This window comes from Myxococcales bacterium (assembly GCA_016716835.1).
GTDB lineage: Bacteria > Myxococcota_A > Polyangia > Haliangiales > Haliangiaceae > JADJUW01.
Genome location: JADJUW010000001.1, coordinates 2,451,024 through 2,465,000 on the forward strand (window position 1 = coordinate 2,451,024; position 13,977 = coordinate 2,465,000).

A 13,977-nucleotide genomic window follows, 5' to 3' on the forward strand; every position below is an offset into this window, starting at 1 on the left:
ATATGGCTAAACTCTTGTTAATTGTGCTGGTTGGCCTCGTGCCATTGGCCGCGGCATCTGCACCAGCGATAACAAAGCCAACACCGCCGCCCGGCATGATCGCCGTGCCAGGTGGTATTTATCGGCCCGCGTTTCCAACCTCGCCGAGCGAAAACGAGGTGGCGGTGACGCCATTTTTTATCGATATCACGCCGGTCACCAATCGCCAGTATGCGGCGTTTGTCGCGGCAAACCCCATGTGGCGGCGCAGCCAGGCCAAGCGCCTGCTGACCGACGAGGGTTACCTTTCGCACTGGGTCAGCGACGTGGGGGCGAAGCCGGCCGGCGCTGACGTACCGGTGGTGCACGTGAGCTGGTTTGCCGCCAAGGCGTACTGCCGATGGAAGGGCGCGCGCCTGCCGCTGGAACGCGAATGGGAGCTGCTCGCGGCCGCCAGCGACACCGCCGCCGATGGCGCCAAGGATGAGGCCATGCAGCGCCGCATCCTGGCGTGGTACGCGCGCCCAACTGGGCCCTTGGGCCGCGTTGGGGAAGGCGAGGCGAATTTCTTTGGTGTGCACGATTTGCACGAGCTGGTGTGGGAGTGGGTGTACGATTTTGGCTCGGCGCTGGTGACCTCCGATAGCCGCGACCAAGGCGATGCCTCGCGCAGCCGCTTTTGCGGCGCAGGCTCAGCGCAGGCGAGCAACCCATCGGACTACGCCACATTCATGCGGCTGGCATTTCGCTCCAGCCTTCAGGCCGCATACACCACGCCAAACCTTGGCTTCCGCTGCGCCAGGAGCATCTCGCCATGAAACACCTTATTACGATTCTAGGCGCGGCCTTGGCTCTGGCGAGTTGCAAGTCAAAGGCCAAGGCCCCCGCCGACGCCGCACCACCGCCTAAGCCACCCGTGGTCATGATGGGCGAGGCCGCCGCGCCGCTGAGCGAGCACTCGATTTATGATTTACCGTTTGTCGCGCTCGATGCTGGTGGCAACAAGATTGCCCTCGATGCGCTGCGCGGCAAGCCGGTCCTTATCTCGATGTTTTACGCCTCGTGCAAGGCCGCCTGCCCGATGCTGATCGCTTACACCAAGCGCATCATGGAGGCGGTCGACGAGCCGCTGCGCAGCGAGCTGCGCGTGCTGATGATAAGCTTCGATGCGGCGCGCGATAACCCAGCCGCGCTGACGCACTTGGCGGCCGAGCAAGGCCTTAACGCCCAGTGGCTGCTCGCGGCGGCCGAAGAAGACCAGGCGCGCGAGTTGGCGGCGATCTTAGGCATTAAATATCGCGTGATCGAGAACAACGAGTTCTATCACACGTCGGTGATCACCGCGCTCGACCGCGAAGGTCGCCCACTGGCGCGGCTCGAGGGCCTCTCCGGAGAGATCGACGCCTTCGTCGCGACGGTGCAGCGCACGGCGATGGCGGCTGAGGCCGCTGCTGTCAAACCAGCCGCAACCCAACCATAGTCCACGCTACAGCGTGTACGAAAACCACAACTGCACGGCGCGAAAGTCGGCGCCCAGGGCCGCCTCGGGCAAGCCGCCTATCATCTTGCCAAAGGTCCAAGAGGCGCCAACGGCCGCCGTCTTGCTCATCGCATAGGTACCAAAAAAGCCTAGCGACGTCGTCCAGTTGTCGCCAAAGCCATCGAGCGGGCCCTTGATGCCGGTCGCAGCGCCGACGGCGACCTCGGGCGTGGCCTTGTAACTCACCGCCACTGGGACCCAAAGGCTGTCCTTATTTTGCGGCTTTGGCGCGTCCGGATCGCGCTCGGTCACGGCGACGAGCACGCTCGGTGAGGTCAACACGACCATCTTGCCCGCGGTGTAGCGAAATTTTGCGCCGAGCTTGGCCGAATAAAACGAGGCGTCGAGGTTGAGCGCGTGCACACCAGCATTCAGCGCTAGCGAGGCCGGGCCGGTCTTGACGCCATAGAGCGCCTCGACGCCAACATTGTTATAGATCGAGACGCAGCCGTCCTCTTGTGCCGCAAGGCACAGGCCGCCACCGGCCGCGCCGCGAAACCCGGTGGTCAAAAACGTCGAATGCACCAGCATGACCGTGAGGTCGTCGCTCACGCCATACGAGATGTCCGGCGCCAGCGAGAACGGCTTGCCGACGAGGTCTTTCGACATATTGATTTCAGCCGTCGCCGTGACATTTACTTTGCCCGCATCAAGCGTAAGCCCCGGCCCTGCGAGCGCAACCGACGGCAACGCCGCGATCGCGGTGACCGCGGCCAGTGAGCCCAGTGAGGCAAGCGAGGCTTTCAGCAAATTCTTCGTCTTCATAAGCTTCTCCATTTGAGCCATAGCAAAGCAATTCCGGTGCCATAGCCAGCCCGACGTGCGGCTTCATTTCGCGTCTACCTAGGTTCAAACCACGCACTGCTTGCGTTTGGCTGCTATGCGCGCGAATTTTGCGCGCATTTGAAAGCCACCGCCAAACCGCGCACGCGGATGGACATGACAAATGTCATTTGCGAGCGGGCTAGATTGCGGCGGCTTTGCGCGGCTGACGGCGCTGCTCGCAAACCCAATCACGCCACGCCAGCAACCGCGCATGTTTTAAGGCGAGTTCGTCATCGCGCCACACCGCGCGCGAGGCCGGGCCTCGTTTGGCGTATGTATCCGACACCGGCTCGACGGCCTCCAGCATGGTGGCCACGGCGATGTCCGCAAACGAAAACTCGCCGAGCAAGAAGCTTGTCGTTGAACTCACGGCCTGCTCCGCAGCCGCGAGTGCACCGATTAGCGCGTCGCGACCAGGCGCCGGTTGGTATTTTGCTTGCGTCTGCTTGGCGATGGCGCGCGCAATAGGCCGAGCATACCGCGCCAAGGCCGCCGGCATCGCACCGCGGCTTGCCTCGTCGAGCGCGGCGTCGGAACGAAGCAGTTTTTCGATCACGTGGCCACGCCCATATTGCAGCGCAAGATCGCAGCGTTCGTGCCATGCCTTGGTTGCCGTGGCGTCCAAAAATAGCGGGGCTCCGGATCCGTGTTGCTCTGCCCACTGCGCGATGGCCCACGAGTCCTCAACGGCAGCACCATCGACGAACAGTACCGGTACCGACACTACCCCAGTCCGGCGACGCAAACGCCAGCGCAGGCCGATGGCCCCGATCCCCGGGGCGTACTCGCGATACGTAAAGGGCAGCTGATGGTGCTGAAGCGCCCATTTTGCCTTGTGAGTCCACGGCGAATAGCTGATGCCGAGAAGTTCCAACATGGACAGAGCGTTGCTCACTGCGCCGAGTGGTTCAATCCCAAACCCGGCCGATCGCCATCGGCGTCCGGTAACTGGCCACCGCGGTAGCCACACTGGCCAATGATTTAAACAACAGACAATTTATAACATGTAGGATTTATTCGAGCCTGTGCTTGGATTCCTGGTATGGCGCCTTGGCCCGGCTCTTGCTTTCAGCAAGGCCATGTCCAACAAACCCTCTACCTGTCCTTCCCGGCATACGTCCCTGCTGCTCGCTGTGCTGCCGCTCGGCGCCATGGCTTGCCTTTCCTCTGACCCGATGGCCGACCTCGACGCCGCCGAGGACAAGGCCTACGACGCCGGCGCGCTCTACCATGTCGTTGTCAATGTCGGGGACGAGGACGCCACCCCGCGAACGACAATGTCGACCATTTTCGAGGTCAATCCCGAGGCCGACGAAGAAACCTATACGGCGCAGCTTGAAGATTTCGAAGACAACTGCCCGCCGTCATTTCGCAGCGAAGGTGAACCAGGCGTTTGCAAATTGCGCAACCTCTACTACTTTCACGAAGCCACGGAGACCTCCACAGAGACGCTATTGGTGCCCTATGAGTACAATATTGGCTCGGCAACCGTTGAGTGGTATGCCCGCGGCGACTACCGCGTGCGTTTTCCTTACGATCTAAATCCTGATGTCCCCGAGGACACCTCCATCCATGCCGAAACAATTTTCACCCCGGCCTATGGCCATCACTGGGAGACCGCGCTGGAAGGTGCATCTGAGGTGCCCGACTTTGTGGGCGAAATCGGCGCACCAAGTGACTTCCTCCTAACCCGTTCACAGGCGGGGCGCCTGACACTCCGCAACCTCGAGGGCAAGACCATCCGACGCTCGCCTGCGATAACCTACCAAGATCCAGGCTTTGTCTATACGGCACAGGCACACCTCCAATCCGATTCCGAAATCATCGTTCGTGGCTGGCACGAGGAGGGCACGAAGCGCGTTTATGTCTACGACCTCATGATCAGCATGACCGCCTTGCTAGACGCCCAAGCAAATGACTAAGCCAATCAAGCGCTAATCGTGCGCCGGCGCACGTGCGCGCGCAGCTTGCATGCCCATGGCAAGTCGACTGGCCACACCGCGCATGGCGGCTCATTTGTAACATTTGCGCCGCCTGCCAAAAATATGCGGCGCAAACGTCATCGGACATGTTAGGTGGCTCCCATGAGGCCAACCCTATTCGCCCCCGTTACCGCCGTGGTTGCGTCCCTCGCCCTCGCCGCGTGCCTATACAGCCCCGATGTCGCCGACCAGCCCGGCGAAGTAACGGCCCCAGGCGACGACAAGGCGGCGACGCAGGTGCTGCCCGTCATGCTGGCGTGCTCGCCACTTTTCGAGCAATCGCGGATTACCGCTGACTCGGTCTTCATCGATGGCAATATTTTGAAGGCCCAGCTTGTGCATGGTGGCGGCTGCGGCACACATAAGTTTACCGCCTGTTTTCTTTCGGATCCGATCGAAGCGTGGCCCAACGATGAGACCGGCGGCGATGTGTTGGTGTCGCAAATTGGCATCCAGCACGAAACCGACGACGTCTGCGAGGCGCTTCGGGTTTCCGACGTTCAAATCGACTTAGGCAGCCTTGCAGCGCTCTACCGCGCCGAATGGGGCGATGCTGGGCACGCCCTGACGATCGACATTGGCGGTGGGTTTGACACCATCACCGCGGAGCTCATCATTGGCGAGGCTTCTGATTTCGAGGCTGGCCTGCGCGAAGCGGCGGAGGGCGCGGTGTACGTCACCGAGATGGACTCTTCGCCAGCCTATGTCGAGGCCGCGAACATTGGCACTACCAACCCTACAATCCGCAAAATTAAGACGCAATTTGGCGTCTCGTCATCGCACCCAGTCAAGGCCTTTTCTCGCACCGCGGCGCTTGCTTGGTTGGCCCAGCGCCCCGCATTTTCTGAAGACGACGATGCTTCGGATGCGGCGTGGATGAAACTGCGCACCTATATCGCAGACACCCTCGGCAGCTCGCTGCGCATGTATCGCATTGGTCCCGTCGCACCGTCCACGGACATCGACGACAGCCCCGACCAGCATGGCCACATCTACCTTTTTGTGGGTAAGGACCCGGCCGACCCAGCGCACCTCGTCGGCTTCTACGTGCGCGACCTGATCTAGCACCGTAGGCTGCCGCGATGAACCCAGTCAGCCGACCGTTGCAGCTTTGCCAACACCTCGCGGTAGAACCCGACGACTACACCATGTGGTTCACGGGGATTGGCCTGAACACCAACTGGGTGTGTGGGCCCTGCGCCAAGGCGTATCCTGCCGAGCCGCGCTGGGAACTCGTATCCGACGCATGGTTTGCAGAACATTGCGACGACTATTGCGACGGGGTCTGCGGACAGCCAGAAGTACTTACTCGCGCGACGTCTGGGCATTTTGTTCATGAAGACCTTGAGATGGTTGATGCACCGTCGATTGTCGATGCAGGTCAAGGCGCTGGATCGTCATGGATTCTGTTGTTGCGGGGCGGTGAGCTGCGCGCACTTGACGTGTCGAGTGGTACGGTCGCGTTTTCACATCTCATTCGCGAACTCGGCTTCGAGGTCGACGAGCAATGCGGTCTGTGCGTTTCGCCTGCAGCCGACTACGCTGTAATCTATCAAGGCTCGGGGTCGCGGGGTGCGCTTGTCGACCTAGCCACCGGCGCTGCCATCAGACAAATCGATCGCGGCGACTACCGACCGCAGAACAGCGTATTTCCCGTTGCTTTTGCCCGTCAGGATGAGCGCACGTTGCTCGTCTGCGGAAGTGATTGGAATCGGCTTGAGCTCATCGATGTCGCGGCTAATCGCGTCCTGAGCGATCGACCGCCCATCATCTACAGTAGCAGCGAGCCCCCCGAACACTATCTAGACTACTTTCATGGCTTGTTGTCTGTCTCGCCCGATAGCACACACATCGTCGACGGTGGCTGGGTATGGGGGCCTGCAGGAAAAATACAGACATGGAGCCTCGTGGCGTGGCGAACAAACCCGTGGGAGTCGGAGTCTGGTCCGACGCTAAAAACGCTCACTTTTCGCCATTACCATTGGGGCGGTGCTGTTGCATGGATCGACGGCAATACGGTTGTCGTCTACGGTTGGGGTGACGACGACGCTTGGTTGGTGCCAGCGGCGCTGTGCTACGACGTTCGCTCTGGTGAACTCCTGCGCTGGTTCGCCGGCCCGCAGATTCGCCCGCCTCGCGCTTGGCCGCCACGCGTGCTCGCCGATTCGCTTATCTTCGACCACCATCTGTTCGCAGTTAGCGATACCGAAGGCACGACGGTTTGGGACGTCGGCACCGGCGAGCGCATCGCCGCCGATCCGTCCTTGCGGCCGCGCCGTTATCACCGCAGCCGCCGCGAATTTTTGACCTTTAGCGCAACGGGGCTCCGGCTCAGCCGCTTCGTGCCGTAGCCGGAGTAGGAGCACGAGCGTCGCGAAGCGGTTCCCCTACGGCGCTGGCGTGACAATCGTATTCGCGCTCATCGTCACCGCGGCGATCCGTGCGAGGGCGCGGCCGCTTAGCGTGGCGAGGTTGGTGAGCGTGATTGATTGGTCGGCCAAGATGGTGCCCTTGAAGGTGCTGCCGGTGCCGAGCGTCGCCGAGGTGCCAACCTGCCAAAATACGTTGGAGGCCTTGGCGCCGTTAATTAGCACCACGTTGCGGCCCGAAGTGACGGTCAGCGTCGACGCCATCTGGAAGATAAACACGGCGTCGCCGTCGCCTTGTGCGTCCAGCGTGAGATCGCCGCTGGAGATTTCAAGCGACGAGGTCGACTTGTAGAGGCCAGGTGCCCGCGTCGTGCCGCCGAGGTTGCCAGCGACCGTGACCGCGCACAACGTGCGGCCCTTAGCGTCGTTATACGCGGTGGTTAGGTCGGCCATGGCCAGCGCCGATGCCGAGTTACCGCGGTTCTGCGCCCCGGTGATAATCCCTGGCGGGAAGCCTGTCACCGCGGTGCCGGGGCTAACGCCCAGGTTGCCCGTGAGCGACGTCGCGCCGGTGCTGGTAACCGTGGAGCCTGCAAGCACGGCATAGCTGCCGGCCGCCCCGAGCACCACAGGCGCCTGGCTACAATTGGACGTGGTGAAGTCCCACGTATAGTCGACAAGCAAGGCGACGCCACCGGCATCGAGTGCGCCGGTGGTGATGGTCGCCGTGTAGACAAGGTCGATTTCGAGCGGCGCGTTGGGTGTAAACATGGCGGTATTGGTCTCGCCATCGAGCGACACGGTGCCAAAAATCTGCGTTGCGCCTTGGTACAAGGTAAACGTCGAAGCATTCAGCGACGAAGGCAGCATGGCGCGGCTAAACGTCGCCGTAGGCCGCTTATTGATCGAAACATTGACCGCGTTGTCGACGGGCGTGGTCGAAGTGACCGTAGGTGGCAAATTGTCGTCAGCCGTCCTAAACGTCCAGACATAGTCGTTCTCGAGCGCAATACCCTCGGCATTGCGGGCGCCGATCGTGATCGTCGCGGTGTAGAACGTTTCCAGCGTCAGCGGATCATCCGGCGTGAACGTCGCGGTGTCCGTAGCCCCATCAAAGGTCACGGAACCGCCAATCGACGTGTCTCCTTGAGCTAACGTGAACGTAACCTCGGTCATGGTGGCGTCATCCATGGGCTGGCTCAACTTCGCCGTCAGCACAGTTCCGGTTGGCACCTCGAAGCCATTGTCGGCGGGCACGGTGGCGATAACGGTTGGCCCGGTGAAGGGTGTGCCGTCCGGTGAGGGCTCGCCGTCATTGTCAAATTGAACGACCTGCCCCCCGCAAGCGGTAAGCGCCCCCGTAGCGACGGCTAGGCTAACAAAAATTGAACGCAAGGATTTGATACTCATGATGGGATCCCTTATTTGACGATGACGAAGTTGACGACGAACTCGACGCGCCGATTATTGTCGCGGCCGGCGGTGGTCGTGTTGGTGTCAAGCGGCTGCGACGAGCTAAAACCCTTGGACTTCAAGCGGTCAGCGGCAACGCCCTTGTCGACGAGATAGCGCACGACCACTTCGGCCCGACGCTCCGAGAGGGTCTGGTTGTGGCCTTCGCCACCCGTGGTGTCCGTGTGTCCCTCGACTTGAACCCGAAATCCTGGGTTGTCCGTCAGAACCTGCGCCACCTCATCGAGGATGGGTAGCGACTCTGGCTCGAGCACGGCTTCATCCAATGCGAAATAGAGCTTGTCTCGCAGCTGCAACATGTCGCGTTGGACGACGACTTTTTTGTATGCTGGGCAACCAAAATATTCCATGGTGCCCGGAACTTCTGGGCAGTTATCGATATTGTCCGGGATGGTGTCGGCGTCGCGGTCAGCACAGCCTTCCACGGGCGCCACAGCGGCGACGTCGGCGTCATTGTTTTCGTCAGGGTAGGTCGCGGCGGGCGTGCGCGCCTTGCCCGAGCCAAACTCAACGCTAAGCCCCGCGATCAAGATCTTGGCATCGCGATTATCAAACCCATCATGCTCGGTCTGAATGGTTTGCATGTAGCGCACAAACGGACCCACCCAATATTGATTATCATTGCCCAAGGGAAAGGCGGCGCCGACGCCCGCCGCAAAGCCCAGGCGATTAAGGTCACCGGTGCGGACATATAGGACATCAAGATCAAACCATGGTGAAATACCGCCGGCGTTCATGCCATCGCCATCGTGATGAGGGCGCTTGAGCCGCAGGCCGCCACCAAAGCCCCACACGGTGCCTGCTTCGGTAAGCGGCGAGGCGGCGGACAAGAAGGTGAACGAAGCCGTAGGCCCGATGTCGAGATAAGGCGTGAGGCCAAATAGCGCCTTAACCGATTGGCTGCCGCCGGTGTCGAAGCGTTCGGATTGTGGGGCAGATAGTGGGATCGCAAGACCGGGCTCGACTTTAACGCTGAAGCCATCCGCCTGCGCCGTCGGCGCAAGGGCCGTGGCGACGAGAAGTAAGGCGGCAAGCAGCAGCGCGTGGCGACGATCGGTTAAAAGATTAATTTTGAACGGTACTGACCGTACGGCGGGCGAATTGATAGGCATATCAAAGAGATCAGTGCAAAAGCCGTACCTGCCATTTCTTGACCAAACTCTTAGCGGGAGTGCATTCTTCTTATTGAGATACGCCAGTTCCGTGTAGCAAAACCGCTCAGTGAGCGTTGTCGCTCAGGCTTATCGTGCACGGATACCTATATTTTTGCGATAGATCACATTCGTCGCGTCTCCTACTCGTGGGCTCAAGCACGACTCGTTCATTGGCGTATAGAAGCTTAATGCGCCTACACATCGCGAACATCGACGTGGTACACGAGTGAGATGAAGCTCTATCTCACCTTGTTCGCCGTCGTTCTTAGTGGTTGCTATGTCAGCCCACCTCCTACCGATCCAACCTACCCCCAACCAACGGTAGATACAGGGCCTCGACCGCTCGTGCCGACACCACCCGCGCCGGCCGTGGATTACGGCAATGTGCCGCGCGTTATGTTTTGGTCGGGCAAAGTCGCGCAACACTGGGACACCAACACGATGCGCTGGGAGACAGATCCTGATGGCGTAACCGGCGCCGCGAATAGTGATGCCGAACGATTGGCGCATTGCCAAAAATGGTATCCAGGGAGCGCGCACGCCGCGCCGTTTGCGCGAGAGACGATTTCGACCTGGCGTGAACGCGGCAACTACGGCGCGCACACCGCGACAAAGCAATCATATGAGTGCCTGGCGGCGCCAGCGCCGTATGTGCCGCCGCCACCACCCGCGCCGCCCCTGCCACAATATCCGCAGCCACGCGTGATGTTCTGGCCGGGCAAGGTCGCGCAGCACTTCAACGTCGGCGCCATGCGTTGGGAAACCGATCCGGACGGCGTGACGGGCGCCGCGCGCGATGACGCCGAACGATCTGCGCATTGCCGCAAGTGGTACCCAGCGACCGCGGGCGTACGCGCGTTTACGACGGAAACAATTTCCACGTGGCGTGAGCGCGGCAACGTCGGCGCCCACACAGCCTCGAAGCTTTCTTATGAGTGCGTGCAAGGCGCGCCTGTTGTCGTTACGCCACCCGCGCCGCCTACCCCACAATATTCGCAGCCGCGCGTCATGTTCTGGCCGGGCAAGGTTGCGCAACACTTTGATCTCTCCACCATGCGCTGGGAAACCGACCCCGACGGCGTAACCGGCGCCGCGAGCAACCAGCGCGAACGCTTGGCGCATTGCCGCAAGTGGTATCCAGCCACCCGCTTTGTCCGCGCCTTTGCGATGGAAACCATCGCGACGTGGCGTGAGCGCGGCAACATTGGCGCGCATACATCGACCAAGCAGTCGTATGAGTGCGTGGTGCGCTAGCCAGCTTCCAGGTCCCCCGCACCTGAAAGCGGCCAGACAAATAATGATGTGATTACATATAGTTCGGCAGCGTATTCGATTTTGTGAATCCTTTGGGCGCCGCCCTGGCTCTTACCTGCGAAACCAGGAGGTAATGACCATGTGCATGAAAGTAAAATGTCCAAGTTGCGGCAAGGCCACGTTTGCGGGCTGTGGCATGCATGTCGAGCAAGTGCTCGGCGACGTACCAGCCAAAGACCGTTGTCATTGCGGTGAGCCGCAACGCGATAGCGCGGCAACCAAGAGCGGCGGTGGTCATCGCTGATGCTGCGGCCTGGCGCCTGCCACGCCGCCCATCAAACTTTTAGCCTGAGGCCTCTATGAACATCAAAGTTTTTTACGACAAGCGAACCTTCACGCTGACCTACCTCGTGTGGGACGAAGCAACTAAAGATGCGGTGGTTATCGACCCCGTGCTCGATTACGAGCCGGTTGGATCAAAAACCTTCACGGCCTCGGTCGACGCCGTCACCGCGGCCATCCGCGACGGCGGCCTGCGCCTGCGCTTGGTGCTGGAGACGCACGCACATGCCGACCACCTTACCGGCTCGCAGCTTTTGCGGCGGCGTTTCGACGCCAAGGTCGGCATTGGCGCACGCATCACCGAGGTACAAGAGGTTTTCCGTGGCATCTTTAATATCCCCGAGCTCAAGACGGACGGCTCACAGTTTGACCTGTTGCTAACCGATGGCCAGACCGTTAGCGCCGGTAGCTTGGCGGTGGAGGTCATCGCAACCCCGGGCCACACCCCGGCCTGCGTCACCTACAAAATCGGCGACGCGTTATTTACCGGCGACGCGCTGTTTATGGATGATTACGGCGTCGGGCGCTGCGACTTTCCCAAGGGCAGCGCAGACGTGCTCTTCACTTCGGTCCAGCGGCTTTACGGCCGCCCCGATGCCACGCGCGTGTTTCCAGGCCATGACTACCCGCCCGACGGGCGCGACGTAAAATGGGAGACAACCATCGGCGCCTCCAAGGATCATAATCCACACATCAACGCCAAGACTTCGCGAGAAGCCTTCGTCGCCTTTCGCACCGCGCGCGACCGCGAGCTCCCCGCGCCGGTCTTGCTGTTTCCGAGCGTCCAGATCAATATTGACGCCGGCCGCATGCCCGCGCCGCAGGCCAATGGCATCCGCTATCTGCACACGCCGATCAACCTGTTTTCGCCTGCCGATGAGCTCGGCGAACCGATAAACAAAGCGCGTTAGTCAGCGCGAGCTCCGCGTGTATGCCGAGGCTACAATTATGAGCTTGGGGCGCCCTTATTGAGAGAAGGCCGTTGGCAAAGCGAGACGCTTCCTTGATAATGGGATTGCGCCCGTCAAAGGATCGCCAGCCTTGAGGTTTGTCCATCTCGCCCCCGATTCAAGCGCCCGCAGCATCAAGCGTAGTGGACTTACGGGCACCAAGGCCGCGCTTGCCGCCGCCTCTGGTCAGGAAGTAATTCTGGCAAACGCTGTTTACGCGATGCCGGTTGTGCCGGACATGTGGACAACGTTTCAGTGGGTGCGTGAAATTCGGCGCTATCATGATGCGCGTTTGGTGGCGGTATACTTTCGATGGCCGGACCAGGAACAAGTTTACGTTGGACGCTACAATCAACCCCACATCCAGATGAGCGCAGCCGCCGCGGCCAGGTGGGTGACCTCAAATCCGCTAGGCGCCCAAGTTGTCGTGCCCGTGGGCATTGCCGCCAAGCACATCCTCGGGATTCGCGACGTGCCCCAACTCATCGGCTGGACGCAGAACCCAAACGCGGAGAAGCGAACCGGTTGCGTGTGTCCCGCGTGTCTCGGGCAGGGCGATCGCGCCTTCATGCGTCGCGTGCGTGCGGCATTTCAAGCAGGCATCGTAGCGGTACGCGGCGCGCAGACCGACAAAGCGACGATTGACTTGCTAGGTAATTTAGAAATGCCGCTCGAACGCGCCAACGGTCGCATCGCGCCCAAGCCCCTGCTTGCCTTCGCGAAATCGAAGAATCCAGAAATTCGTGCGGCGATCGCTTCGCTGCTTGGAATGTTTAAGGCCCTGCAAGTCGAGTCAACGCTGCTGCGCCTCGTGCACGACGATGTCCCGGCGGTCCGCAAGGCAAGCGTCGAAGCCCTCGAACGAGTCGCGGGCATGACGCGAACCATGAGCCTGCTGGACAAGACCCCACCCGACACAATCGCCCACTTCATTGAGTTGGCGGCGTACGAGCCAAAAGAGGCCACGGCGCTCAAGGTGCTCGACTATTTTGCGTCACACGAATCAGTGGATGTCACGGCGGCCGTCGCCCGCGTCGCGACGTCCTTACTCGAAGATTTCAAGGGCAGCGACGTCACGCGTCAGCGACTCGAAGCGCTCGCAAAGGAAGTTGCTAGCTGATCACGCGTGCCCCAAAATCGACCGCACGCCTCTCGCCCAGGCGGTCAGTGTTACTTGGCCAGCTTCTTGGCGTAGCTCGCGCGGCGCGCATCGCGCTTGGCGATCGTCTTTGCAGCAAGTCGATCGCGGCGCTCGGCGTACCGGGCGATTTTTCGGTCGGTCTTGGCTAGCTTGCGCACGCCGGCAGGCGTCGAGGTGTTGATGTACGGCCTCGCGTTCACGAGAACGCTCCACCGCATGTCGGCGGATAGAATCCGCGACTCTCGCGTAAACGTTGTGTACAACGAGGCATAGAACGCCTTGTCGTATTTGGTCGGCACATACTCGGCATGTGCCGCCTCGGTCGCGAGCCCAAGGCACAGGCTGAGGCTGAGGCTGAGAAGCATGGAGGTTGATCGCAATTGGGCCATTGGTAGACCTATTGCAGATGCCATGCCACGGCGGCGCCATACCGCTTAGTGTGCGAAATTGCGGCGCAACGGGCGAACACAGACACCGCAAGCGGCGACTGTTCCCGCCTTAACGAGGCCCCCGCCTAGCCCCTTAAGTAGCCATCAGCCGAAGATGCATGCCCTGCTAGCGAGCCTGCGTTAAGCTCTGACCGCGCAAAACTTATGTTGCTCAAGCTTGTGCAGGTCGGGCATGTAGCAGGCATGCAAATTCACCTTCAAATGTTAGCCGCGCTTGCCGCCACATCATATGCCCAAGCTACCAGCTCTTGTGGTGGCAGTTCGACGCCAGTCGATACGGAGGCCGTCGAAGGCTTCATGCTGGCCCGGTCAGAAATCGGCAACCAAGCACTCGATGGGCATTGGAGCGAGTTAAGCGTCAGCTGCATCCTGCGCACCGCGGGCGGCGCCTTCTTCGACGACATTTCTGAAACCTATTTCGTTCCCTCCAACCTCGCCGCCGACTTTGCGGGGAAGAGCTGGTTCGCTGGGCTTTCCTCGGCAACCATCGAATACACGCTCGATGGCGCGCCGCGTGGA

15 protein-coding genes (1 of these 15 cut by a window edge) are annotated in these 13,977 nt (G+C 60.8%); 10 read left to right on the forward strand and 5 right to left on the reverse strand.

Annotated elements, in window-relative coordinates:
- Window positions 1-2 precede the first annotated feature (2 nt).
- Complete coding sequence (locus IPL79_10795; protein ID MBK9071475.1) at window positions 3-797, forward strand: formylglycine-generating enzyme family protein; 795 nt, start codon at window positions 3-5, stop codon at window positions 795-797.
- Window positions 794-1,459: an SCO family protein gene (locus IPL79_10800; protein MBK9071476.1), complete on the forward strand. Its 666-nt coding sequence runs from the start codon at window positions 794-796 to the stop codon at window positions 1,457-1,459. Before IPL79_10795 ends, IPL79_10800 begins: the two co-directional genes overlap by 4 nt.
- A 6-nt stretch (window positions 1,460-1,465) precedes the next feature.
- Here IPL79_10800 and IPL79_10805 read toward each other — a convergent pair whose 3' ends face one another.
- Window positions 1,466-2,284, reverse strand: a complete 819-nt coding sequence (locus tag IPL79_10805; GenBank protein MBK9071477.1) for a hypothetical protein — start codon at window positions 2,282-2,284, stop codon at window positions 1,466-1,468.
- A 199-nt stretch (window positions 2,285-2,483) separates the two neighbouring features.
- Complete coding sequence (locus tag IPL79_10810; protein MBK9071478.1) at window positions 2,484-3,221, reverse strand: glutathione S-transferase N-terminal domain-containing protein; 738 nt, start codon at window positions 3,219-3,221, stop codon at window positions 2,484-2,486.
- Between the two features lie 202 nt (window positions 3,222-3,423).
- Here IPL79_10810 and IPL79_10815 point away from each other — a divergent pair, with 202 nt between their 5' ends.
- The 3 genes from IPL79_10815 (at window position 3,424) to IPL79_10825 (ending at window position 6,677) form a co-directional block, all read left to right on the forward strand.
- Window positions 3,424-4,266: a hypothetical protein gene (locus tag IPL79_10815; protein MBK9071479.1), complete on the forward strand. Its 843-nt coding sequence runs from the start codon at window positions 3,424-3,426 to the stop codon at window positions 4,264-4,266.
- Window positions 4,267-4,428: 162 nt separating this feature from the next.
- Entirely contained in the window at window positions 4,429-5,391 is a 963-nt protein-coding gene (locus IPL79_10820; protein MBK9071480.1) for a hypothetical protein, read from the forward strand.
- 17 nt (window positions 5,392-5,408) lie between these two features.
- The gene (locus tag IPL79_10825; protein MBK9071481.1) at window positions 5,409-6,677 is read left to right on the forward strand and encodes a hypothetical protein; all 1,269 of its coding nucleotides are present in this window, start codon (window positions 5,409-5,411) and stop codon (window positions 6,675-6,677) included.
- 36 nt (window positions 6,678-6,713) lie between these two features.
- Here IPL79_10825 and IPL79_10830 read toward each other — a convergent pair whose 3' ends face one another.
- Both IPL79_10830 and IPL79_10835 read right to left on the reverse strand, forming a co-directional pair.
- Window positions 6,714-8,105, reverse strand: a complete 1,392-nt coding sequence (locus IPL79_10830) for a DUF3494 domain-containing protein (protein MBK9071482.1) — start codon at window positions 8,103-8,105, stop codon at window positions 6,714-6,716.
- 11 nt (window positions 8,106-8,116) lie between these two features.
- The gene (locus IPL79_10835) at window positions 8,117-9,280 is read right to left on the reverse strand and encodes an OmpA family protein (GenBank protein ID MBK9071483.1); all 1,164 of its coding nucleotides are present in this window, start codon (window positions 9,278-9,280) and stop codon (window positions 8,117-8,119) included.
- Between the two features lie 273 nt (window positions 9,281-9,553).
- Here IPL79_10835 and IPL79_10840 point away from each other — a divergent pair, with 273 nt between their 5' ends.
- The 4 genes from IPL79_10840 to IPL79_10855 all read left to right on the forward strand — a co-directional run bounded on the left by IPL79_10840 (window position 9,554) and on the right by IPL79_10855 (window position 12,988).
- Window positions 9,554-10,576 (forward strand): hypothetical protein, encoded by a 1,023-nt coding sequence (locus IPL79_10840; protein MBK9071484.1) that lies wholly within the window; start codon window positions 9,554-9,556, stop codon window positions 10,574-10,576.
- Window positions 10,577-10,721: 145 nt separating this feature from the next.
- The gene (locus IPL79_10845) at window positions 10,722-10,880 is read left to right on the forward strand and encodes a hypothetical protein (GenBank protein ID MBK9071485.1); all 159 of its coding nucleotides are present in this window, start codon (window positions 10,722-10,724) and stop codon (window positions 10,878-10,880) included.
- A 55-nt stretch (window positions 10,881-10,935) separates the two neighbouring features.
- Window positions 10,936-11,829: an MBL fold metallo-hydrolase gene (locus tag IPL79_10850; GenBank protein ID MBK9071486.1), complete on the forward strand. Its 894-nt coding sequence runs from the start codon at window positions 10,936-10,938 to the stop codon at window positions 11,827-11,829.
- A gap of 130 nt (window positions 11,830-11,959) precedes the next feature.
- Window positions 11,960-12,988 (forward strand): HEAT repeat domain-containing protein, encoded by a 1,029-nt coding sequence (locus IPL79_10855; GenBank protein MBK9071487.1) that lies wholly within the window; start codon window positions 11,960-11,962, stop codon window positions 12,986-12,988.
- 50 nt (window positions 12,989-13,038) lie between these two features.
- On the opposite strand, the gene IPL79_10860 is transcribed toward IPL79_10855, so the two are convergent.
- The gene (locus tag IPL79_10860) at window positions 13,039-13,374 is read right to left on the reverse strand and encodes a hypothetical protein (protein ID MBK9071488.1); all 336 of its coding nucleotides are present in this window, start codon (window positions 13,372-13,374) and stop codon (window positions 13,039-13,041) included.
- A 267-nt stretch (window positions 13,375-13,641) separates the two neighbouring features.
- Between IPL79_10860 and IPL79_10865 the strand changes: the two genes are divergently transcribed.
- Window positions 13,642-13,977 carry the 5' portion of a hypothetical protein gene (locus tag IPL79_10865; protein ID MBK9071489.1) on the forward strand. It continues 123 nt past the right edge of the window, so only the first 336 of its 459 coding nucleotides appear in the window; its start codon is at window positions 13,642-13,644; the stop codon falls past the right edge of the window.

What these genes read in the sequence shown, in the direction of transcription:
- IPL79_10800 (MBK9071476.1), top strand. Translation starts at nt 794, where the DNA reads ATGAAACACCTTATTACGATTCTAGGCGCGGCCTTGGCTCTGGCGAGT.
- IPL79_10795 (MBK9071475.1), top strand. Translation starts at nt 3, where the DNA reads ATGGCTAAACTCTTGTTAATTGTGCTGGTTGGCCTCGTGCCATTGGCC.
- IPL79_10820 (MBK9071480.1), top strand. Translation starts at nt 4,429, where the DNA reads ATGAGGCCAACCCTATTCGCCCCCGTTACCGCCGTGGTTGCGTCCCTC.
- IPL79_10830 (MBK9071482.1), bottom strand. Translation starts at nt 8,105, where the DNA reads ATGAGTATCAAATCCTTGCGTTCAATTTTTGTTAGCCTAGCCGTCGCT.
- IPL79_10810 (MBK9071478.1), bottom strand. Translation starts at nt 3,221, where the DNA reads ATGTTGGAACTTCTCGGCATCAGCTATTCGCCGTGGACTCACAAGGCA.
- IPL79_10860 (MBK9071488.1), bottom strand. Translation starts at nt 13,374, where the DNA reads ATGCTTCTCAGCCTCAGCCTCAGCCTGTGCCTTGGGCTCGCGACCGAG.
- IPL79_10845 (MBK9071485.1), top strand. Translation starts at nt 10,722, where the DNA reads ATGAAAGTAAAATGTCCAAGTTGCGGCAAGGCCACGTTTGCGGGCTGT.
- IPL79_10825 (MBK9071481.1), top strand. Translation starts at nt 5,409, where the DNA reads ATGAACCCAGTCAGCCGACCGTTGCAGCTTTGCCAACACCTCGCGGTA.
- IPL79_10850 (MBK9071486.1), top strand. Translation starts at nt 10,936, where the DNA reads ATGAACATCAAAGTTTTTTACGACAAGCGAACCTTCACGCTGACCTAC.
- IPL79_10835 (MBK9071483.1), bottom strand. Translation starts at nt 9,280, where the DNA reads ATGCCTATCAATTCGCCCGCCGTACGGTCAGTACCGTTCAAAATTAAT.
- IPL79_10815 (MBK9071479.1), top strand. Translation starts at nt 3,424, where the DNA reads ATGTCCAACAAACCCTCTACCTGTCCTTCCCGGCATACGTCCCTGCTG.
- IPL79_10840 (MBK9071484.1), top strand. Translation starts at nt 9,554, where the DNA reads ATGAAGCTCTATCTCACCTTGTTCGCCGTCGTTCTTAGTGGTTGCTAT.
- IPL79_10805 (MBK9071477.1), bottom strand. Translation starts at nt 2,284, where the DNA reads ATGAAGACGAAGAATTTGCTGAAAGCCTCGCTTGCCTCACTGGGCTCA.